The sequence below is a fragment of the Parabacteroides sp. B2-S-102 genome, assembly GCF_023656665.1.
GTDB classification, from domain to species: domain Bacteria; phylum Bacteroidota; class Bacteroidia; order Bacteroidales; family Tannerellaceae; genus Parabacteroides; species Parabacteroides distasonis.
Window position 1 is genome coordinate 204,805 of the sequence record NZ_JAMOKM010000006.1, and the last position, 22,541, is coordinate 227,345.

Below are 22,541 nucleotides of genomic sequence, written 5' to 3' on the forward strand. Positions count from 1 at the left end.
TAACTTTTGATCAAAGATACACCCCAGCCTTACTTGTTATGAATGTCTTGACTTTGGTCAAGCTATTTTCCCTGTCTTGTTTTCTTCGGTAGGAGTATCGGTTACGTTTTCCGTTGTTGCGTCCGCTTCCGCCTCCTTATCCGCATTCTCCTTGTTCTTTCCGTTAGCCTTTTCCTGCAACTCCAGAATCTCTTGGGAACGGGAGATCCAGGCGCGTTTCCCGAAGATATGCTCTACATCTTCCGAGTAGATTACCTCACGATCCAATAATACCTGCGCAAGTTTACTATGTCCTTCCTTATTCTCGGATAATATCCGTTTTGCCCTGTCGTATTGCTCATTGATGATCTTCTGTACTTCCGTATCGATCAATTTCGCGGTCTCCTCACTATAAGGCTTGGTGAATCCCCAATCCTGTCCGGTGGAGTCGTAATAGTTCAAGTTTGGAAGTTTATCGCTCATACCGAAGTAAACGACCATCGCATATGCTTGTTTCGTGACACGTTCCAAATCGTTGGATGCGCCTGTGGATATTTTTCCCAAAACTAATTCCTCTGCGGCACGTCCTCCTAAAGTAGCGCACATCTCATCCTGCAATTGCTCGCGGGTGGTGATCTGTCTCTCTTCCGGCAAATACCATGCCGCACCTAATGCCTTACCACGGGGAACGATTGTCACCTTAACCAGCGGATTGGCATGTTCCAACAACCAACTTAACGTAGCGTGACCGGCCTCATGGTTCGCGATACATTTCCGTTCTTCCTCCGTCGTGATCTTCGAACGTTTTTCCAGACCGCCGACAATGCGGTCTACCGCATTCATGAAGTCTTCTTTCTGTACGAATTTCTTTCCGTTACGGGCGGCGATCAAAGCGGCCTCATTACAAACATTAGCGATATCAGCACCCGAGAAGCCCGGAGTCTGCCTTGCTAGGAACTCAGCGTCTACGCTTTCATCTATCTTGATCGGACGCAAATGCACCCCGAATATCTCTTTACGTTCATTCAAATCCGGTAATTCAACATGGATTTGTCGGTCAAAACGTCCGGCACGCAACAACGCTTTATCCAAAATGTCCGCACGGTTTGTAGCGGCTAAGATAATAACACCACTGTTAGAGCCGAAACCATCCATTTCGGTCAACAACTGGTTCAACGTGTTCTCACGCTCATCGTTGCTATTCATATTCGCGTTCTTCCCACGGGCACGGCCTACCGCATCGATCTCATCGATAAAGACGATACAAGGAGATTTTTCCTTCGCTTGGCGGAATAAGTCACGCACACGGGAGGCGCCTACACCGACAAACATCTCCACGAAATCAGAACCAGACAAGGAGAAAAACGGCACATTAGCTTCTCCGGCAACAGCCTTCGCCAATAATGTCTTACCGGTTCCCGGAGGGCCTACCAACAATGCACCCTTGGGTATCTTACCTCCTAATTCAGTATATTTTTCCGGATTCTTCAAGAAAGAGACGATTTCCTCTACCTCTTGTTTCGCTTCCGCCAATCCGGCGACATCCTTGAATGTCACCTTACGGTCATTATCTTTATCAAAAAGCTGAGCTTTTGCCTTACCAACGCTGAACACGCCACCCGGACCTGCGCCGGTACCACCGGACATACGTCTCATCAAGAACATCCATACACCGATCAATAAGATAATCGGGCCGAATGAAACCAAGAAATTCCAGATAGCGTCATCGCCTTCCTCGAACCGGACTTGTGTATCGATATGACTATCGGCTACCGCTTTGTCATAGAAATCGGAAAACTTGTCGGCCGACGGGATCTTTACGTATACTTTCGGAGAAACCCCGATTTTAGAAACGTCCATATTCCCAAAGACCTGTTCAGTCTTTCCATTTTTCACTGTAGCCTCCACCAAATTCTTCTTGTTGTAGACTGTCATTTTATCGAATACGTTTTCCTGCGCTAGTTTCTGGAACTCTGTCCAGCCTAGCTCTTTCGTTCCCGAAGAATCATTTGTCATGTATAGGGCAACAAGCATGATGAAGATCAACCCGTACATCCAATACAAATTAAAGCGGAACATCTTAGGTTTCCCGCCCTTCGGTGTTTTATTAAATATATCGTTTTTATTTTCCATAAGAGATTATCATCAAATATTTAGGCCGGCTTAATCAATGTTAGGTACTTGTATAACCTTCGAGTCTGCCCAAAGGTTCTCTAAGTTATAAAATGCACGTTGTTCCGGCAGGAATATATGTACAAGAACCGTGCCATAATCCATGCCGATCCATTGAGCGCCCTGTGTACCGTCAATGGATAATGGTTTCTCGTTCGCGTTCTTGCATGCGAAATCCCATACGGAATCAGATAACGCTGAAACTTGGGTAGGAGTGTTTCCCTCACAAATAACCATATATTGACAAATGGCACCAGAAGTCTGGCTTAAATCTACTGTTACAATATTTTTGCCCCTTTTTTCTTGAAGGCCTTCAACAATCGTTTTTACTAATTCTTTTGTTTGATCCATTTATTTCTATTGATATAATTTTCCAAGTCGCAAATATACTTCTTAATTCGTTACATACGTCTTTTTCTTTCATTAATATATGTGTAATACCTTGTTTGAGACTATCTCCTCGATCGTTATAAGCTTTTAAAAAAACACGTACGTCTTTTTGAGAAAACATGTACGTGTTTTATCCGAAAGACGTACGTGTTTTTTCTGGACATTTTTTTCGAAAGTTTGTTTGCAAATTTTGAAAAAGTATATACCTTTGCATCCGCTAACAAGAGAGTTGGTGATTTGTTAAATATTGTTCTATGGTGTAATGGTAGCACAACAGATTCTGGTCCTGTTTGTCCTGGTTCGAATCCAGGTAGAACAACGTTTTAGGTTTACTCGACGATTTTGTGGATATTGTTCTATGGTGTAATGGTAGCACAACAGATTCTGGTCCTGTTTGTCCAAGTTCGAATCTTGGTAGAACAACAAGAAAGCCTCGTTATTCGATAAGAGTGGCGAGGCTTTCTTGTTTCTTGTCATTGGCGTTTGGATGTTCTGGGGATCTTCACCTTGAAACAAGTCCCTACACCTACCTCGGATTCCACCGTAATCTCTCCTCCGAACCGATTCACGAACATTTGGCAAATGGAAAGCCCCAATCCGGCCCCTTGCACGTAATTGTCCTTTTTGAAATAGCGTAGGAATATGTTTTTCAGATCCTTCTGCGGAATGCCCCGGCCGGTATCTTTTACGAAGAATTCGAGAAAGCCGGGATTGTTGGCGGTATACCCAATCGTGATAGAGCCTTGTTCCGTGAATTTTACGGCGTTATTGATCAGATTGGTGATCACTTGATTTAAGCGTAGTTTATCGATATAGATGAAAGTCGTTTCTTCCGGTATTTGCTTGATCAAGTTTAAATGGCCCGGTATGATGACCCGTTGCGTTGTTACGATTTGGTTGATCTGGTCGTTTACGTCGCACTCTTCGAAATGGTAATTGATGGTATTACTTTCGATGCAGGATATATCGATAATATCACTGATGAGGGCTAATAACAGGTCGCAATTTTTCTTGATAGTCTCGATAAAGGTCGTGATTTCCTCTGGCTCAAATTGTTCGCGGTCACATAGTAGATTCGCGAACCCTACGATTCCGTTCAACGGGGTACGTATCTCATGGCTCATATTTGCGAGGAATGCGCTTTTTAGGCGGTCGGACTGTTCTACTGTCTGACGGGCTTTTTCCAATTCATCCTCAAGTTGCTTATGGGCTTGTATGTTGATGAATACCCCGAACAGGGTATAAGAAGAACCTTGGGCCGATAAATAAAGGGAGGTAAATCGGGATTTCCACCAGATATATCCTCCTCGCGGATCTTGTATCCGTATTTGGATGAGAGGATGATTCTCTCCCGGTTCGAGGGATTGCGTCAATTCATTTCTCCATACAGGGATGTCGTCGGGATGTATTTTACTTTCAAATTGTTCAATAGGCAATACGTTAATCTGTTTGGAGGTATTTCCCGATAGGAAATCATAGTTGGAGAACATTTGTTGGGTTTGCGGATTATATTGCCAGATAATGATTCCCTTGTTATTCATGATCGAGTTAATATAGTCGCTCTGCGCCTGTTCTTCCGTGATGTCGCGGAGCGTAATGATTACCCCGATGATCTGTCGCTCTTGCAAGATCGGGGAGATTTCCAGAAAAGCGTTGAAAGAGTGGGCATGCCCTAAGCTGATAAGCCTGCATCCATAGTGACTGAATGATTTTTCATTCCGCATCGCGTTGTCAAGGAGGGACCTTAAGGATATGGATTGGTCCGGTATGATCACATTGAATAAGGAAAGTACAGACTGCCCGGTATACGATTCTATATTTCCCTTCAGTCGCAATAGCTTTAAAGAGACTTGGTTGATCTCGAAAATGTTAAATCGATTGTCGATACAGATAACCCCTTCTTGGATAGAGGCGATGATCGTTTTCAGATGCTTCCTGTTCCTTTCCCGTTTTTTCCAGGCGGCTTGCTTTTGTTGGTATTGGCTTTTATAATAAACATATAACAGCATGAAGCAAAGGACTAGGAATATAAAGCCGATTAGCAAAGGCGTTTGGTGACGTACCAAGAACGGTTGGTTGATGAAATAGGAATCTTTAGGAAGCTGTTTGGTGGTAAGATGAAATTTTGTCATGACATTCCAATCGAAAATATAACGAGGCGTAAGTGGATCGATCGTGAAATCGGATACTTTCTTGCCTTTTAATATCTGGCAGGCACGATTAGCGGCAGCGTAAGTCTCATCGTAACTACTGACCATATATCCACCCAGCACACCCTCGCCAAGTCCTATGTAGCAGGTTGTCAAGAAAGGATACTCGCCAACTTTAGTTATACGGGAGAAAAACTCTTCCCAATAAGGAATGATCCCTACATTATTATAATGTACGGAAAAGGCCGGATCCTTTAGGTTGACTAATACTTCCTTTGTTGTCTTATTCTGTAAATAAGATGTATCTATGTTGATATTTGGAGGAGGATCCAGTGTGGGGAATAAGCGTGCCATTTCGTTGATGATAAGCGTATCCGCTTGCAGAAAATGGATATTTTCCGTTTTTGGGAATAGCTTTTGGCTGAGTCGCACTATCTCGTTTATATCAGGGCAAGAGGTAAACCCTGTGATATTAGGATTGTTACGAAGGATCGAGTCTTGATGGCAGCTTATGGAACCGCAAAAAATAACGGGAATATCCAAAGGCCTGTTCTTTGCTTCTAAGAAGTATGCGAGCGTGAATTCATGTTCGAGCAGGATGATATCCGGTCGGTCATCCGCATCGAATGTCAGTGCGTTTTCTAAAGTCTTAAGCAGATGCTTATTATAGCCATATCCCAAGTACATGTCCTTCAAGCGTAAAGGTATGTCGTTATCTTTAAAAGCGTCGGCGATTCCAGCCAGCGACTCTTCGATATGATAAGCGGGTATAGAAAAATTTGCTTCTTCCTGTGGCGTAAGGATATCGCCTTGGGGAGCTGTCAGACCTTTGTGGAAAGCATGGATAAATAACACGTTATATGCTTTTTCCTCCGGCCGCGTCTCTTTACAGCCGGATAGTAGACATAGCAGAGAACATAGAGTATATAGGATTTTCATGATAGTTCCATATTTGTTCCGGTATCCTCAGAGGGGGAAGTTACCGGTAAGGTGATGAAAAATGTAGTACCAACCCCTAGCTCGGATTTTAGGGTGATACTACCTTGAAAGCGTTGTATGATTTCTTTGCAAATCGGTAATCCCAATCCGTTTCCTTTCGTGAAATGATCCACCCGGTAAAAACGATCGAATATTTTCTCTTGTTGCTCGGGGGAAATCCCTATCCCTGTATCTCGCACATAGATAGATATTTCATCCGGCTTTTGTTCCAACCCGATCTCGATAGATCCTTCTTTCGTGAATTTAGAGGCATTGTTTATGAGATTGCATAATACCTGCTCCATCCGGAAAGAATCTCCTTCGAGGATGACTGGGTTCTGGGGAAGATTGACCCTAAGTTCGATAGGAGCGGGTATTTTCCCTTGTTGTTCTTCTTGCACCTTCCGGATAAGGTCGTTTAGTACAAACGGGGTTTGTTGGAAACTGATACCGCTTTCAATACGTGATATATCTAGGATATCGTTGATGGTGACAAGAAGGGATTGGCTGTTCTCGTTGATCAGGTCTATAGCCATTTGCCGCTCTTCTGCGGATAAGTCGTCGGATTCAGCGAGCAAGCTGCTGAAACCGACGATAGCGTTTAGCGGAGTTCGTATCTCATGGCTCATATTGGCTAGAAACAAGGTCTTGTTCTCGTCGGAGATTTTCGCTTCTTGTAGTAAGGCTTGTAATTCGTTTTGTTTGTTTTTCAAGTTATCTATATCGGAACATAGACCGAATGGCTGCCTTAGATAGCCTTGGGGGGTTGGTATATTATGGGAGCTTATGGTAAACTCGGTCCAGAGATAGGTGCCTTGGGCCGTGAGTAACCGTATCTCGATCGTAAGTAGCGTGTCCTCAATGAGAGATTGCTTAATCGCCTTATCCCATAAATCCCTGTCTTCCGGATGCATCCAGGAAATAAATGTTGGCAGCGGTAGTTTATCCTCCTCATCCGGTGTGATTGGGAATTGGTAGTTGGAGAAGAAGTTTTTGTTGAATAATATCAACTGCCGTGCGTCGTCGAAACGCCATGGATAAGTTTCTCCTGTCGATATGCCCAGTTCTTGGAACTCGTTTTGGGTTATCTCCTCAAGGATGTTTCGGAAGGCGAGAACGACTTCTTTGTGACCGGTCTTTTGCTTGATCGGAGTGATGCTTACGGATATCGGGAATGTATGCTGATTGGACGTAACCAGATAAGTCAGCCGATCCGACCATTGCGGCTTGCCGGTCTGTAGCGCGATATCTATATTTTGTTTGAGATAGGATGGCGTGTTTTTCGAGGAGATATTACACAAGGTATTGACGTCTACGTTCAATACGTTCATCTCGTCCGGTAAATTCAGTAAGGTTCTTGCGGTCTTATTTATTCGGAGCACTCGATAGTTCCCGTCGATGGCAATGATCGCCTCTTTTAAGGAATCAACGGTGGTCATCAACCTTTGTTCCTCTATCTTGAGCATATGTTTAGAGTGCCTCTTACGAAGTGTCTCTTGCTTGGACAGTTTAGCTAAGGCTATTAGGGCATAGAGTATAATGAGGCAGATGATGACACTGGCAATATATATACCGGTCTTATATCTCTCCTCAAATGGCCAGTTGATAATCGTGCTGTTGGCTGGTAGCCGATCGAGTGGTATGTCCCAATATTGAAGCGCCTGCCAATCAAAATGATATTCCTTGGGACTGGTTGATATCTCGATAGAGGAGGGGCTTTTCCCTTTTAGTATCTGGATTCCGGTATTCATGGCCCGATAAGTTTGCTTACGGCTGGGGGTAAAATATCCTCCGATATAGCCCTTGCCAAATCCTTCATTTGTTACGCTGAAGAAAGGGGCAGTCCTTCCTTCTACGATAATGCCGGCGAATTCATTCCAGCATGCGGTCGTATAATAATTCTGATTGATGTTACGAAGTTGGGCAAATAACAGAGAGCCTTTACTATCGTCTATTAATTTGATTGATATCATATATTTGCCCGGGCTGAACGGATCTCCTTCCCTCAGGAGATATACATTTTCTTTCCATCCCATGGTACTGTCGGGGGCTAGAGGTTGCCATACGGGGCCAAGGATCGCGCTGGCTGAGGTATCCGTCTGGAATTGCCGGCTGATTTCCTTCATGGCGAATATGCCGGCAGGAGAGCCGTCAACCAGATTTCGCTGGTTTTGCCTGAAACCCATTAACTGGCTAGCTAACCGCTGGGTCTCACGGAAATCCGGAGTGGTTAGTTGGCCGGTGGCGTTCTTATACTGGGTTAGATACTCTTTCGGTAAATAATTTATGCCACTAAATACGACAGGTGTACTCTTTACGAGAGGATGCCGGGTGGATAACAAGGCGTGCGTGGCATTATCCCCGTTTGTAATAATTAAATCGGGAGGCGTTAATGAAAGGGAATCCAATAGAAGTCGCAAAGCCGTGATACTAGCCGTGGTATCAGAGGGATCGGACGTTTGCTCTAGGTAGGTATCGCGTACGTCTGCTTGGATTTGATTGTCTGCCAAACAATCGTGGATGCCCTTTCTCAATGCGTTGACCCAATGTGCCTTATCGGGAGAATAGGAGTATAGTACTAAAATAGTATAACTTTTTTCTCTATTATTGTGGTCTAACAACGTACAAGAGTAAAAAGTTAAATATAAGGTGAGCAAAAGCAAGATCTCTAGAATCCTCTTTTGGATAATCCCCTTACTTATACAGCTTTTTATGGTAGAGTTTCGCATTACTGCCACAAATATAGAAAATGTTTTTCACAGCTTTACTTCTATTTATAATTTATCCATTTAAAAATCTCCTTAATACTTGGTTTTTTCCCATACATTAATATACCTACCCTGTATATCTTGGAGGAGATCCAAGTCAAGCAGATCGCCGTAAGAAAGAGCGATGCGATGGAGAGTGCGATTTGCCATAAAGGAACCTCGAAAGGCATACGCACCATCATCACGATCGGAGAGGTAAATGGGATCATGGAGCACCAGAAGGCTAGAGGCCCGTCGGGATTTTCCATACTGTAGATTCCCGCATAAAGAGCGAATACCAAGAGGAGCGTTACCGGTAGCATGAATTGTTGCGTATCTTCTTGGCTGTCCACGGCGGAACCGATGGCGGCGAACAGTGAGGAATATAATAAGTACCCGCCTATAAAGTAAACGACAAACAAAATACCTATTTCGGCGAAATTAATCGTTCCCAGCATCTCTATCCATTCATTACTTGGTTGTTGGGCGCTCATCATGGTTATATCAGGAGCCGTATTAAGTGCCATCCCGGATTGTACCATCTCGTTATCGATACCTCCTCCTACTAAGAAAGAGCCTCCGGCAATCAGGATGAGTGTCATGATAGCCCATAAGAATACCTGTGTAAGTCCCACGAAACCTATTCCGATAATTTTTCCCATCATCAAGTCGAAAGGTTTGACGGACGAGATCATGATCTCGATGATCCGGTTCGTCTTTTCTTCCATAACCCCTTGCATGACCATTGCCCCATAGATCATGATGAACATATAGATAAGCATGGTGAAAATACCCCCGATTATGGAGGCTACTACGGATGAGGATTGCTTTTCGCTTCCGTCATCCCCCCATTTGATCGTTTGTATGTTGAAATCTACTTTACTTTCTTTTATGATCTCTTGTAGATTGGGGATATTGAATGTTGCCAGTTTGTCACTCTCTATCTGCTTCTTTAATGTCATATTGACGAGTCGGCTCAAATCCGCCGGGATTTGTTTCTTGGAATAGAGGGTTGCGTTTTTCGGATTTTTCTGCAAGTCGTCGGAGATGTTGAGAAATGCGAATATCTCCTTTTCCGACATTTGCCTGTACTTATCCATATCTTTGTCGCCGTTGATAAAACGATAGCTTTCCGTATCCTCGAACAACGGGGCGTATTTGCCGGTGGCGTCGAGTATGGCGACTGTATGAACCTCATCTCCCTTGATGGAAGAGAGCCATAGGGGGACGAACGCAAGTGCAGCGAATAGAAACGGTGTGAGGAACGTGAGCAGGATAAATGACTTTTTACTTACTCTCCGGAGATATTCCCGTTTGATGATTAATCCAATTTTGCTCATACCTTTGATGTGTTTGTACCGGAAACGGTGTTGATAAAAATGTCATTCATAGAAGGGATCTCCTCCGTGAAGGAAAGAATCTCATATTGGGACGCCAGCCGGGTAAGCCAATCGGAGTTACTGATATTTTCTTCCTTGCGTATCCTTAACTCCTCAATACCTCCAGTCTCCTTGCGTACATTTAATATATAGGTATTACTCTTAAACCGTTCCCGTACCTCCTTGACATTGCCGGACAGGACGACCTCAGAGCGATTGATTAAAGCAATCTCGTCACAAATCTCCTCAACGGAGGACATGTTGTGAGTTGAGAATATAATGGTATGTCCGGCCGCCTTCAATTCCAATATCTCTTGTTTAAGGCGATCGGCGTTGACCGGATCGAATCCGCTAAATGGCTCGTCAAAGATCAATAGCTCGGGTTCGTGTATCACGGTAATGATGAACTGTACTTTCTGCTGCATACCTTTCGACAGCTCTTCCAGTTTGCGATTCCACCAAGGCATGATGTCAAATTTCTCGAACCAACGGGTCAAACGACTGCGTGCCTCTGGGTAGGAGAGACCTTTCAATTGTGCCAGATAGATCGCCTGCTCCCCGACTTTCATCTTTTTATACAACCCTCTCTCTTCCGGCAAGTAACCGATCTGGTAGATGTCTTCCGGGCTGGATTCATGGCCGTTGAAGCGAACGATTCCGCTATCCGGTGCCGTAATCCGGTTGATGATCCGGATCAAGGTTGTCTTGCCCGCCCCGTTAGGCCCCAGTAATCCAAAGATTGTTCCTTGAGGAACTTGGATACTTACCTTGTTCAGCGCCAGATGCCCGGCGTACTGTTTTACCACGTTTTCTGTCTCAAGGAAATTCATAGCTGTTTTTTATTACATTTTTAATACGATACGCTCACCCAGCTCTTTGCAGAGCACGTTCTTGATCTCGTTGAGGTGGGCGTTCTGTTTCATTAAATCAAAGATCTGTTCCATGTCACCCTTGTTTTGAGCCTCTTTGATTTTCGCTTGGATATCCTTTATCTTATAGAGGATATAGGCATCTTTCATGGAATAGATTTCCCGGGGTACCAAGTAATCCAATTTATCTTCTTCTTGTTCCAGTTCCCTGAACTTCGTATGATATTTACTAAGCTGGTACTTATCGCTGATAAGGTTGGCGGCAAGCCGGCTGATGTTCGGGTCCGGATGGGCAAGGAAATAACGACTGGCCATAAAGCCCTCGTTTTGACAATGTTCAGCAGCTTCGTCCAGCATTTGTTTGAAGGCTGGCGTATAAAACGTAAGGTCATCACGTTCCAGATCGAAACGGATATAATCGGCGACCCTCATGATGACATGCTCGTTGGTCTCCTCATCTACGTAGTCATAGAGGACACGTTCGCCATATCGTACGATATAGCGCAGAAGAGCCAACTCATAAGCCTCAAAAGGAGAACGTTTCGGTTGGACCTGTATGTTGGGAGCCGTCGGAACCTCGTAGGGAGGAGTAGGGGGCGGACCCGCTTCCTCTTCCGGAATATAGTCCTCGGGCAGTGGAGGCGGAATATTTTCCGGAGGAAGGGTATTCGCCTCTTCCGGTGTATACGGTTGGTAGCCGGGGAAATCCGGATACTCCGGAATCGTATTGACGGGAGATTGAATGGGCGGTGTATTCCTTACGGATTTAGCCGCTTGGTTCTCTTCCTTGTTGAGACGGATCTTATTGACCTCGTTGAGTAAGACTTGCTCGTCTATCTCCATGGTCGTACTACATTCCCGGATATACACGGAGCGAGCGATATTATCAGGTATGATCGCTACCGTACGGATAATATCCGAGATCAGGGCGGAACGTTTGATCGGATCACCCCCCGCTTCCGCCAATAGTAACTTTGTCTTGAAACGGATGAAATCCGTCTCGTTCTGGCTGATAAACTCTGCGAACTCGCTCGCGCTATGGCTACGGGCAAACGAGTCCGGATCTTCTCCCGCCGGAAGAAGCACGACCTTGACGTTCATCCCTTCTTCCAATAACATATCGATACCCCGGAGAGCCGCTTTGATTCCGGCGGCGTCTCCATCGTATAATACCGTGATATTATTCGTGAAACGATGTATGAGCCGGATTTGCCCTTGCGTGAGCGCCGTACCCGAGGAGGCAACCACGTTTTCTACGCCCACTTGGTGCATACCGATCACGTCCATATATCCTTCCACCAAGAAACAGCGATCCTGTTTCATGATTGCTTGCTTGGCGAAATAGATGCCGTAAAGCTCGTTACTCTTATGATAAATCTCGCTTTCGGGAGAGTTTACGTACTTCGCGGTCTTCTCGTCCTTTTTCAATACACGTCCGCCGAATGCCACGACCTTTCCGCTTAGCGTATGGACGGGAAAGATGACACGTCCCCGAAAACGATCGTTCACGTTTCCATTATCATAAGCGATAACTAAACCGGTTTTCTCGAGGAATTCCTTTTTATAACCTGCTTTTATAGCGGTTTTGTATAAAGCATCCCGCTGGTCCAAGCTATACCCGAGCTGGAATTTACGGATGATATCTTCCCTCAATCCTCGCTCGGCAAAGTAACGCATACCTACGCTTTTCCCTTCAACATGCTCATGTAATAAAGTAGAGAAGTATTGTCCCGCCCAACTATTGACGATAAGCATACTTTCCCGGTCGCTACGGATTTGTTTCTCTTTCTCGGTAAGTTCCCGTTCCTGTATCTCTATATTGTATTTTTTCGCCAGAAAGCGTAAAGCGTCGAAATAGCTGAGTTGCTCATGCTTCATGATGAAGTGAACGGCGGTTCCACCTTCTCCGCAAGCGAAACACTTACAGATATTCTTTGAGGGGGATACGTAAAAAGACGGTGATTTGTCCGAATGAAACGGGCATAATCCTACATAGTTGATCCCTCGTTTCCGAAGAGTCACGAATTCAGAGACAACATCCACGATGTTCGCCGCGTCCAATATCCGGTCTATGGTAGGTTGATCGATCATTTTAAATTACTCCTTATTTTAGCGAACACAAATGTAGTGAAAAATAACCAAACACAAACAAGGCTTGATGTTTGCTTGTGTTTGGTTATTTTTTGCTATATTTGCGGCGTGAAACGAATGCTACTCTCCAAGTACGCCTTCCAACTTATAAGATTATATTTTGTAACTGATTGGATATTAATAGAATATACATCCTTTCAGGACTAGAAGAATTATCCATCATTCTGTGGAACATCCTTTGACAGACAATTGGTTCGTATTGCGAGACTTGACCCGTCCCAATGCTAAACGCCCGGCCTATAGGTTGCTGGAGGAAAAGGGCATAGAGGTTTTCACTCCTATGCGTTGGCAGTTGGTCGAGAGGAAGGGTAAGCGGATTCGTGAGGAGGTTCCTCTTCTGCACGATTTACTTTTTGCCCATACGACCTGTGCGTGTATGGATCCAATCGTAGAAGAGATCAGTACTCTCCAATATCGTTATTTGCGTGGTGGCTACCGTAAGCCGATGACGGTAGGCCATGCGGAGATGAACCGTTTTATCCGTGCTGTCCATTCCGATGATTCCCCGCGTTATTTCTTGGTTGAAGAATTAACTCCAGCGATGTACGGTCGCATGATCCGCATCGAGGGTGGCCCATTGGATGGCTACGAGGGACGTTTACTCTCTATACGAGGGGCCCGTGTGAAACGTTTGATCGTGGAGATCCCCGGTCTGTTGGTCGCCGCTGTGGAGGTCGATCCTGAATATATTCGATTATTATAACATATATTGACATGATACAGATTTACTTCACACGCAATTAACAATTAAAAGAACGTGTGTAAGATGTCAAACAAAGCAAGAGAACGTAAAAGTTACAGCCAGGATTTCAAGCTCCGTATGCTGAAGGAGTATTATGAGAGTGGCTCAACCAAGTACAGCCTATGTAAGAAATATTCGGTTGATTACGTGACATTTAGTCGCTGGGAACGTTATTTTGAGTCAAAAACGCTATCTTTACCGTCCGATCTGACAGAGTTAGAGCATCAGGTATATATGGCACGAAAGAAATCCGAATCATCCAAGGCGACCGGTCCCCAAACGGAGAGCGAGAGGCTCCGGGAGGAGAACTTGTGCCTACACAAGGCGTTGGCCTACTCAGAGTTGCGCAATGAGGCTCTGCATGAGCTTCTTAAGATCGGGCGGGAACAATATGGCATCGACCTGCTAAAAAAAGCTGGCGCCAAGCGGTAGACAACCTTCGGCTCAGGCATCCCAAGGAATCGATCGGTAGCCTGAGCGGGCTGTTTGGCAAGACAAGAGAAGGTTATTACTCCGTGAGCAAGGAGAAATGCATGTGCAGGGAATTGTCAGAGAAAGAGATACTTGACACCGTGAGGGATATCCGGCATGAGGCTCCGGGCATCGGGGCGTACAAGCTGTACCTGATGTTCAAGGAACTCTATCCGGACGAGATGCGTGGCCGGGATTGGTTCTACGGGCTGATGCATGAGTCACACCTGATGCTGAAGCCCGGGAAGCGCCGTCACACGACAAGCTCCAACCATCCTTACAGGAAGTACAAGAACATGATCAAGGGATTGACCGTCAACAGGATCAACCAATTGTGGGTGGCCGACATCACCTATATCGACACCGATGAGGGCGTGGCCTACCTGCATCTCCTGACGGACGCGTTCACGCATGAGATCATAGGCTGGATCCTATCCGACAGCCTTGTCGCCTCCAATACCGTGACGGCTCTGGACATGGGTATCTCGCACGTGTCACCCCTAGGGTTCGATGGACTGATCCACCACTCCGACCGCGGCGTTCAATATTGTTGTAATCAATATATTGATCGTCTACAGGCCATTAAAGCCACGATCAGCATGACGGAGGACTACAAGCCTACCGATAACGCGATCGCCGAGCGGGTCAACGGCATCATCAAGCAGGAATGGCTCTACAGGATGAAACGCCCCCCGGACGTGGTGGCCGCAAGGGATTTGTTGGCGAGGATCATAGACTTCTACAACAATAGGAGACCGCATAGGAGCAACAGGGACATGCTCCCACCAGTCAGGTTCCGAGAAGCTCTGACTTGTATGTGATCGCTCAATGGAGGCTTCGCGCCTCCAGCCGCGAGGCTTCCTCCGCAGTGGTTTTTTCATGGTTGTTTTGCATGGAAAAAGAAAAACGGTATTTTTGCCGCTGTGAACCGGTTCAGGAAACAACTTTCAACCCTGTGGAGTTTTTCAGGAGAAGGTTCTCTAAGATGTGAAGTACCTTAGAAAATAACAGTAAAATCTGTAAAGTAAATTTAGGCAAATTCATATGAATACTCTTGGATTAGACAGATATATACTACCTTGCCTAAGGAGTATATCTTCTATGTCTGGAGGAGATATCTCCTTGGGCTAAGTAAGTAGTACTTCGTATATATAATCTCGTAAGCGCTCAATTTTTGAAAGCTGAGCAAAAAAGTATGTTAGATGACTTGTGCCATGCACTTAAGATACTTTTAGTGAGTATTCAAAAAAGGGCTCATGGCTAATGTTAAAATCAAAATTAATTTTTAATACAACCCGGTTTAGGGCACAGTAAAGTACCCCATTCAAAGGGGTATGCCCTAAATTGAGTGCTTACAAGTATGTCTGGGCTTTGGTGAACAAACAGGAGAATATCACTTATTGTCTCTTATGACAAAGACGAGGATGACAGCCGTGGTAGCCGTCCTATTGAAACTTTCTAGGGAAGCTTTCTTGGAAGTATACAGTCTGACGGATATGTGGTTTACAAGCACTTGGCAGAGGTAAATCCTAAATGTGAGTTTATACTCTGTTGGGCGCATGTACGCAATAAGTTTGCCATGACCTTTGAGGCAAGGATGCGGATGCCGAATGGTTTGTTCAGAAAATAGGCGAGTTGTATAAGATAGAGGCTGAATGTATCCTGAAACGCTTAAAGCCTCATGAGATAAAAAATCAACGGTGCCAGGATGATGTAACACGCATATTGACTTCTATTTATGAAAAGGCGGTGAAGCTGTTGAAGAATAAACGAAAACATTATAGTGAGATGATGCGGAAGTCGCTGAGTTATATGATCTATGGTTGGGAAGAACTTCAGAATTACAGGAAGGACGGATGTTACACCATAGACAATATCTTTGTAGAAAGAGCCATTCGGCCTTTTACGGTACATCGAAAAACTCTTTGTTTTTTAGTAGCGAAGAGGGTGTTGAAACAGCACTGGCATTTTTCACTCTGATTGAGACCTGCAAGAATGTAGGTCTCAATCAGAGTGACTATATCGCAACTACAATCAAGCTTTTGATGGACGGGAATAAGAATTATGATGACCTCGTTCCTATGTCAATGGCTATATAATACATGACAAATCGTTAAATTTAAAAATATTCAAAAGTTCATCTTCTTGATTTTTAAGAAGGTGTACATGGTTGAGTGCTTACTATTTACAATGGCAAAGACAATAAAGAGGAACTTTGTGTATAATCTGTTGTTGCAGATTTCTGCCGTATTGTTTCCTATCATTACAGCTCCGTATATTGCGCGGGTGTTGGATCCGGACGGTGTGGGTATCGTCAATTTTGTCAATACCTATGCTTCCTATTTTGCCCTGTTCGCTGTTCTTGGCATACCGACATATGGGATTCGTGAAATTGCGAAGCGGCAGGGCAACTTGAAAGAAATGGAACGATTCCTTTCACAAATGATTAGCATTGAACTGGTATCGACATTTGTCATTAGTCTGCTTTTCATAGGTTCCGTGTTGTGGATAGATCAATTGAAAGAGAATGCGCTATTGTTTCTGTTGGCGGGAATATCTCTTTATATGACGCCTTTTAAGATAGAGTGGTTTTTTAAGGGGCAAGAAAAGTTTGGCTATATAACATTTCGCTCATTGGTTATTCGCACGGTCAGTATCCTATTGCTGTTCGTCTTTGTTCGTACCAAACATGATCTGGTTAATTACGTTTTGCTAAGCCTTTTCTCTACGATTGCGAATGAATTTTGGAACTATTTAAAGGTTTTGAAATTAGGAATAAGACCTTATATTACATTCAAGGGATGTAAGACGCATTTGAAAGCTGTCTTGGTGTTATTGGGTTCTTCTGTCGCTATCAGCATCTATGTGATGTTGGATACGTTAATGCTGGGTTTCTTGGCCGATTATTCAGAAGTGGGATATTATAATTCGGCAATACATCTGGTAAAAGCCGTTTTGCCATTGGCCACAGCCCTATCAGCGGTTGCTTTGCCAAGGGTCGCAAGTTTTATGCAATCCAATGACATGGAAAGCGTTAATGCTCTCATGCAAAAATCCTTGAATATTGTTTCTTTTTTGGTATTTCCGATGACTATGGGAATAATCCTGGTAGCGCCTACCTTTGTTCCCTTGTTTTTTGGCTCTCAATTTGAGGGAGCCATATTGCCCATGCAAGTTGGAGCCGTCTTGTTGATAGCCATAGGGCTAAATAACTTGAATGGTATCCAGATCCTTACGGGCATGGGAAAGGATAAGCAATTCTTAATGAGTGTAACCAGTGGTGCGGTATCCAATTTTATATTGAATTTGATACTTATCCCCCGATATGGGGCTGTCGGTGCGGCAATCTCGTCTGTCTATGCGGAGGTGCAGATATTTTTGGTGAATGAATATTTCGTGAGGCGTGATACGGTTATTCGGGTGAATCATTATGCGGATGCCGCCAAGTCATTGATAGGGGCCTGCCTTTTCGTACCGTTATGTTATGCGATTGGTCGTTTGCTTGAGGGATGGACTTTTGTGATTGTTGCGGTATTGGCATGTTCGATCGCCTATATGATATCTCAATATGTGCTTAGAAACTCAATATATGGTTTGGTGAGCAATCTCATACTTCCAAAAATTAAAGCAAGGTTTTCATGAAAAGAAAGATTAAAGAAATAATAAAGAAAGCGACATCCGGAGCTTTGCGATTAAAAATTAGAACTTATCAAAAGGCTTTTGATCGTATGTCGATATGGGATACTTTGTTTAAGTATCATTGTTATTATGACAAATTGCCGGGTAGCCTCTCTTCCGCAAATCTGATGGCTAAGATAATAGGTAGATCAGATATTTGTTTGGCCCATGGGTTTATCTATACGTATGATCCAACCAAGACTCGTTTGGTTAGGGCGGGAGTTGAACCGTTAACCAGTATAACGCCGGACTATGCCTTGATAATCAATTCTGATTTACGTGAGATAATGCGTAGTCTTCCTGAAAGAAGCGGGGATAATTCGGATTTCATAGGCACTTTGCATATAGTGACCAAGGCGATTGAAGATAAGGCGAGGGCCATATCGGAGCAACGATACGAGGATGTGCGCTATGAGGCAATGGCGAAAAGACTTCCGGACTTGCTTTATCGAGATTGTCAATCTTTGGTGGAGGCCATACAAAAAGTCTTGTTTTACAATGGATTGCTATGGCAAGTGGGGCATCGGCATGTGGGCTTGGGTCGTATGGATTTAGTATTGTATCCTTATTATAAAAAGGATGTGGAAGCCAATAGGCTAAACTATGAGCAGGCGAAAGGTTTGCTAAAAGAAATGTGCTTGTTGTTGGGCAAGGATTCTCCCATGAAGAGCTTGAATCTGATAGGTGATAGCGGTCAGTATATTATATTGGGAGGTGTTGACAAGAATGGGAAAAATACCGATAATGAATTGACCCGTATGTTCTTGGAACTTTTTGAGGAATTAAGAATCCCTGATCCCAAACTCATCTTCCGGGTCAATGAGGAGACACCAATGGATACATGGAAACGTTCGATAAGGTGTTTGGCGAATGGTTGTGGATCTCCGTTGTTTATGAATGAGACCCTTATTATGGAAAATATGGTGAAGTTTGGTTATCGGAACGAGGACGTGTGGAATGTGGGTACGTCAGCCTGTTGGGAACCTCTGATTATAGGAAAATCCTCGGATCAAAATAATCCATTCATAAGTATACTCGCTTGCAATGCTTTAAAGAAGGCCTTGACAGAGATGGAAGACGAATTGGATTATGGCGGTTTGCTACAATTGGTGAAACGAAATTTAGCGGAAGAGACACGATCGGTTGTTGTTGATAAGGATTACGATTATTCCCCCATCATGTCGTTATTCAATGAGTCATGTATCCGTTCAGGCAAAGACTTTGCGCATCAGGGAAGCGATTATATGTATCAAGGCGCCCAATTACTAGGCTTGCCCAATTTGGTGAATTCCTTGTTGAACATCAAGAAATACGTTTATGAGCAGGGATTGGTCTCCTTGGGCATATGCAGGGAGATCGTACAGACCGATTATGAGAATCACCTTGATATAAAGCAATTGTTCAAGTCGGCTAATGACAAGAAGTTTGGCTTATGTGACGAGTATGTTCTTCGTCTAAGCCAGGAGTTGATTGGAACGGTGAGCGAAACGATAGGAAAACTTACCGCCAACGGGTATAACGTGAAGTTTGGACTAAGTTCTCCAAGTTATATTTCGCGGGGAAAAGTAGCCTCTGCCACACTGGATGGTCGGAATGCCGGTGAGCCATTTGCGGTACACATTTCTCCTCTATCTTCTACGATTGATATTGCGGAAGTCTTGGACTTTGCGAGTTCTTTGTCTTATCCTGTAAATTGCCTGAACGGAAATGTGGTGGATTATGTGATTCCTCCGGTTTATTTGAATAATTCAGACAAGTTGGTTCCCATTTTACGGGATGCGTTCAAGAAAGGATTGTATCAGTTGCAGTTAAATGTCTATGATAGGGCAACTTTGATAGATGCAAAATTGCATCCGGAAAAATATCCGACCTTGGTCGTTCGAGTATGGGGCTTTAGTGCCTATTTCAATGACCTGCCGGAAGAATATAAAGATAACCTGATAGCTAGGGCCGGGGAATATGAGCGCGCTTAATGTAATCTCCATCCAGCGAGGTTGTATTTATGACGGTCTAGGTGTTCGTACGACTGTTTTTTTGAAAGGATGTCCGTTCAGTTGCTCTTGGTGTTGCAATCCGGAAGCGCTCTCTGGTAAAGAATATTATATTGACAATCAGAAATGCCTAAAGGAATTGGGCGTATATTCCTTGTTATGCGAAAGTTGTGAGCGAAAAGGAGGTGCTCGTTCTATCATAGAGTGCCCATTTAGTGTATGTGCGCCTATCGCTAAACGGTATGACTCAGAAGATTTATTGAAAGAGTTATTAAAGGACAGCTCCTTGTTTGAGCAAAGTGGAGGTGGCGTTACGCTTTCGGGAGGTGAGCCACTGTTGCAGTGGAAACCCCTTGTTCCTTTATTGTCTGAATTAAAGGCTGCGAATATTCACGTGTCCATAGAAACAACTTTATATATGCGTGATAAACAAGTTGTGGAACATTTAATTCCATATATAGATGAGTGGATTGTCGATTTGAAGCTACAAAAGGAGCATACGAAAGAGGATTATTTCTATGTACTGCATGGCAATCTTGGATTACTTCGTGAATCGATGTCGAGGATTGCTTATCGATTGGTTTATGTGGAAACTCTACAAGCTGAAAAAGTGATTTCTCAATTGCAAGATTTGGGTATTAATGCTTTTGAGCTATTGAAGTGCCATTCTTTGGCCAAAAGTAAATATGATAAATTGGGAATCCCTTTTATGGATTATACTCCTTCAGATACTGCTTATAATGTATTCTATAGAAAAATGTTGGAGGCTGGTTTACAGATTGTAAAACACGAAATTTAATCATATGATGCAACATTACGATTACTTAATAGTTGGTTCCGGATTGTACGGATCTACGTTCGCTTATAAGGCGAAGCAAGCAGGTAAGACTTGCTTGGTGATTGACAAGCGATCACATGCCGGGGGAAATGTTTATTGTGAGAAAGTAGAGGGCATTAATGTACACAAATATGGAGCGCATATCTTTCATACGAATAACAAGAGTGTATGGGATTTTGTGAATTCTATTGTGGAATTCAATCGTTATACAAATTGTCCGATAGCAAATTTCAAGGGCGAATTATATAATTTACCTTTCAATATGAATACTTTCTATCGGATGTGGGGTGTGACTACACCAACCGAAGCTGTAGCGAAACTTGAGGAACAGCGTGCAGAGGCAAGACGGAGACTGGCAGATTTAAGTGTGTCTGAACCCCGCAATTTAGAAGAACAGGCACAGTTGTTGGTGGGTAAAGATATATACGAGATCTTGATTAAGGAATATACCGAGAAGCAATGGGGGCGTAAGTGTACAGAACTCCCCGCATTCATTATCCGTCGTTTACCAGTTCGTCTCATATATGATAATAATTACTTCAATGATAAATATCAAGGCATTCCTATTGGTGGCTACAATAAACTGATCGAAGGCTTATTGGCTGGAGTTGAAGTGAGATTGAATACGAATTTCTTTGCCAAAAAGGAAGTCCTAATGGCCATAGCTGATCGGATTGTTTATACGGGTGCCATTGATGAATACTTCGATTACTATTATGGTAAATTAGAGTATCGAACAGTTTCGTTTGATATGACTGTCGAAAATTGCACGAATTATCAAGGTAATGCCGTAGTGAACTATACTTCTCATGAACAGCCGTATACCCGTATTATTGAGCATAAGCATTTCGAGATGTTCGGAGCTGAGATAGATGCTTGTCCCAAAACAGTAATCTCTAAAGAGTATAGTTCAGAATGGAAAGATGGGTTAGAACCTTACTATCCAGTGAATGATACTCCTAATAATGAATTGGCTGAGAAATATCGGGCATTGGCAGCTAAAGAAGAGAACGTAATTTTCGGAGGGCGTCTAGCGGAATACAAATATTATGATATGGATCAGGTAGTGAGTCAAGTATTAAATTTAGAAATGTAAATAATGGAGAATCATAAAGTTAAAATATTAGTGTGTTGCCATAAAGAGGCTTATGTTCCTAATGATGATATCTATTTACCGATACATGTAGGAAAAGCTATATCTAAGAAGGATCTAGGTTTTCAGGGGGATGATGAGGGAGACAATATAAGCTATAAAAATCCACATTATTGTGAGTTAACCGCATTGTATTGGGCTTGGAAAAATTTGCGTAATGTTGATTATATAGGGCTTTGTCATTATAGAAGATATTTTGATTTTAGAACTAAACCTTTTGTGAAGAAAGAAGCTGTTGTAGTTTCCGAAGAATGGTTTCGTATGCATTCGAAATCTCTTTTACTAAATGTTGATACCTTCAATTTTGATGTTGTTTTGCCAATGTCTATTCCGTTTAGAATGAATATATTAGAGCATCATGCCTTGAATTTGAATTTTATGGATATGGCGGTTATGGAGAAAGTAGTATTGAAGTTGTATCCTGAATATAGAAAATCATTAGAATATGTATTTTATCATTCCTCGGATGTGCCTCAGAGAAATATGTTTTTAATGAAGAAAGAATATTTTGATCGTTATTGTGAGTTTTTGTTTAATATATTATTTGAGGTAGAAAAGTATGTGAAACTTTCACCATATGCCTATTATAGAAGGGTTTTTGGATTTATGGGAGAAATGTTACTCCCTTTGTTTTGTTATCATAATAAATTAAAGACGCAACGCCGCTATATTGTATATATTGATAATAACGGGAAAAATAAATCTGATATGTTTTATACGGTAAAATATATTCTTTCTAATATCTCATTTAAACTTAATGAATTGTCTACTAAGCCTATTTATTCAGTCTGGAAGAAAGATTTATTAGAGAGTGAGTTCCCTGATTTGTTTAAATAGCTATGTGAACTGTATA

Annotated in this window: 16 protein-coding genes, 2 tRNA genes and 1 pseudogene; 12 read left to right on the forward strand and 7 right to left on the reverse strand. The window is 43.2% G+C overall.

Features of this window, described 5'->3' with window-relative positions; genetic code table 11:
* Positions 1 to 57: 57 nt before the first annotated feature.
* Both ftsH and rsfS read right to left on the reverse strand, forming a co-directional pair.
* A complete protein-coding gene (ftsH, locus tag NBH07_RS10510) occupies positions 58 to 2,112 on the reverse strand; it encodes an ATP-dependent zinc metalloprotease FtsH (RefSeq protein WP_005864950.1) in 2,055 nt (684 codons plus the stop codon).
* Positions 2,113 to 2,142: 30 nt separating this feature from the next.
* Positions 2,143 to 2,502 carry a ribosome silencing factor gene (gene rsfS / locus NBH07_RS10515; RefSeq protein WP_156682419.1) on the reverse strand — a complete coding sequence of 120 codons (360 nt, stop codon included), beginning with the start codon at positions 2,500 to 2,502 and terminating at the stop codon, positions 2,143 to 2,145.
* Positions 2,503 to 2,789: 287 nt separating this feature from the next.
* On the opposite strand from rsfS, the gene NBH07_RS10520 reads away from it, so the two are divergent.
* Both NBH07_RS10520 and NBH07_RS10525 read left to right on the forward strand, forming a co-directional pair.
* Positions 2,790 to 2,860 (forward strand) — tRNA-Gln (locus NBH07_RS10520).
* A 33-nt stretch (positions 2,861 to 2,893) separates the two neighbouring features.
* Positions 2,894 to 2,964 (forward strand) — tRNA-Gln (locus NBH07_RS10525).
* A gap of 50 nt (positions 2,965 to 3,014) precedes the next feature.
* Here the strand turns inward: NBH07_RS10525 and NBH07_RS10530 are convergent.
* The 5 genes from NBH07_RS10530 to dnaG all read right to left on the reverse strand — a co-directional run bounded on the left by NBH07_RS10530 (position 3,015) and on the right by dnaG (position 12,755).
* Complete coding sequence (locus tag NBH07_RS10530) at positions 3,015 to 5,630, reverse strand: sensor histidine kinase (RefSeq protein WP_156682418.1); 2,616 nt, start codon at positions 5,628 to 5,630, stop codon at positions 3,015 to 3,017.
* Positions 5,627 to 8,179, reverse strand: a complete 2,553-nt coding sequence (locus tag NBH07_RS10535; protein WP_044545649.1) for a sensor histidine kinase — start codon at positions 8,177 to 8,179, stop codon at positions 5,627 to 5,629. The genes NBH07_RS10530 and NBH07_RS10535 overlap by 4 nt, the downstream gene beginning before the upstream one ends.
* A 260-nt stretch (positions 8,180 to 8,439) precedes the next feature.
* On the reverse strand, positions 8,440 to 9,756 hold the full coding sequence (locus NBH07_RS10540; protein WP_057319814.1) for an ABC transporter permease: 1,317 nt from the start codon (positions 9,754 to 9,756) through the stop codon (positions 8,440 to 8,442).
* Positions 9,753 to 10,625 (reverse strand): ABC transporter ATP-binding protein, encoded by an 873-nt coding sequence (locus tag NBH07_RS10545; protein WP_008780206.1) that lies wholly within the window; start codon positions 10,623 to 10,625, stop codon positions 9,753 to 9,755. Before NBH07_RS10545 ends, NBH07_RS10540 begins: the two co-directional genes overlap by 4 nt.
* A gap of 12 nt (positions 10,626 to 10,637) precedes the next feature.
* The gene (gene dnaG / locus NBH07_RS10550; protein WP_044546048.1) at positions 10,638 to 12,755 is read right to left on the reverse strand and encodes a DNA primase; all 2,118 of its coding nucleotides are present in this window, start codon (positions 12,753 to 12,755) and stop codon (positions 10,638 to 10,640) included.
* Positions 12,756 to 12,981: 226 nt separating this feature from the next.
* Between dnaG and NBH07_RS10555 the strand changes: the two genes are divergently transcribed.
* The 10 genes and pseudogenes from NBH07_RS10555 (at position 12,982) to NBH07_RS10590 (ending at position 22,525) form a co-directional block, all read left to right on the forward strand.
* Positions 12,982 to 13,518, forward strand: coding sequence for a UpxY family transcription antiterminator (locus tag NBH07_RS10555; protein ID WP_008780208.1), 537 nt, complete (start codon positions 12,982 to 12,984; stop codon positions 13,516 to 13,518).
* A gap of 63 nt (positions 13,519 to 13,581) precedes the next feature.
* Positions 13,582 to 13,989, forward strand: coding sequence for a transposase (locus tag NBH07_RS10560; RefSeq protein WP_039848847.1), 408 nt, complete (start codon positions 13,582 to 13,584; stop codon positions 13,987 to 13,989).
* Positions 13,947 to 14,849, forward strand: coding sequence for an IS3 family transposase (locus NBH07_RS10565; RefSeq protein WP_156682416.1), 903 nt, complete (start codon positions 13,947 to 13,949; stop codon positions 14,847 to 14,849). Before NBH07_RS10560 ends, NBH07_RS10565 begins: the two co-directional genes overlap by 43 nt.
* Positions 14,850 to 15,508: 659 nt before the next feature.
* Positions 15,509 to 15,658, forward strand: a complete 150-nt coding sequence (locus tag NBH07_RS22605; RefSeq protein WP_122368864.1) for an IS66 family transposase — start codon at positions 15,509 to 15,511, stop codon at positions 15,656 to 15,658.
* A pseudogene (locus NBH07_RS22610) lies at positions 15,646 to 16,008 on the forward strand (IS66 family transposase); the annotation flags it as partial. The gene NBH07_RS22605 and the pseudogene NBH07_RS22610, both read left to right, overlap by 13 nt.
* A 237-nt stretch (positions 16,009 to 16,245) precedes the next feature.
* Complete coding sequence (locus NBH07_RS10570; protein WP_232284140.1) at positions 16,246 to 17,670, forward strand: flippase; 1,425 nt, start codon at positions 16,246 to 16,248, stop codon at positions 17,668 to 17,670.
* Entirely contained in the window at positions 17,667 to 19,679 is a 2,013-nt protein-coding gene (locus NBH07_RS10575; RefSeq protein WP_009018242.1) for a pyruvate formate lyase family protein, read from the forward strand. The genes NBH07_RS10570 and NBH07_RS10575 overlap by 4 nt, the downstream gene beginning before the upstream one ends.
* Positions 19,666 to 20,496, forward strand: a complete 831-nt coding sequence (locus NBH07_RS10580; protein WP_009018243.1) for a 4Fe-4S cluster-binding domain-containing protein — start codon at positions 19,666 to 19,668, stop codon at positions 20,494 to 20,496. Before NBH07_RS10575 ends, NBH07_RS10580 begins: the two co-directional genes overlap by 14 nt.
* A gap of 7 nt (positions 20,497 to 20,503) precedes the next feature.
* Positions 20,504 to 21,631 carry a UDP-galactopyranose mutase gene (gene glf, locus NBH07_RS10585; RefSeq protein ID WP_039848909.1) on the forward strand — a complete coding sequence of 376 codons (1,128 nt, stop codon included), beginning with the start codon at positions 20,504 to 20,506 and terminating at the stop codon, positions 21,629 to 21,631.
* A 3-nt stretch (positions 21,632 to 21,634) separates the two neighbouring features.
* Positions 21,635 to 22,525, forward strand: coding sequence for a DUF4422 domain-containing protein (locus NBH07_RS10590; RefSeq protein WP_009018245.1), 891 nt, complete (start codon positions 21,635 to 21,637; stop codon positions 22,523 to 22,525).
* The last annotated feature ends 16 nt before the right edge of the window (positions 22,526 to 22,541 follow it).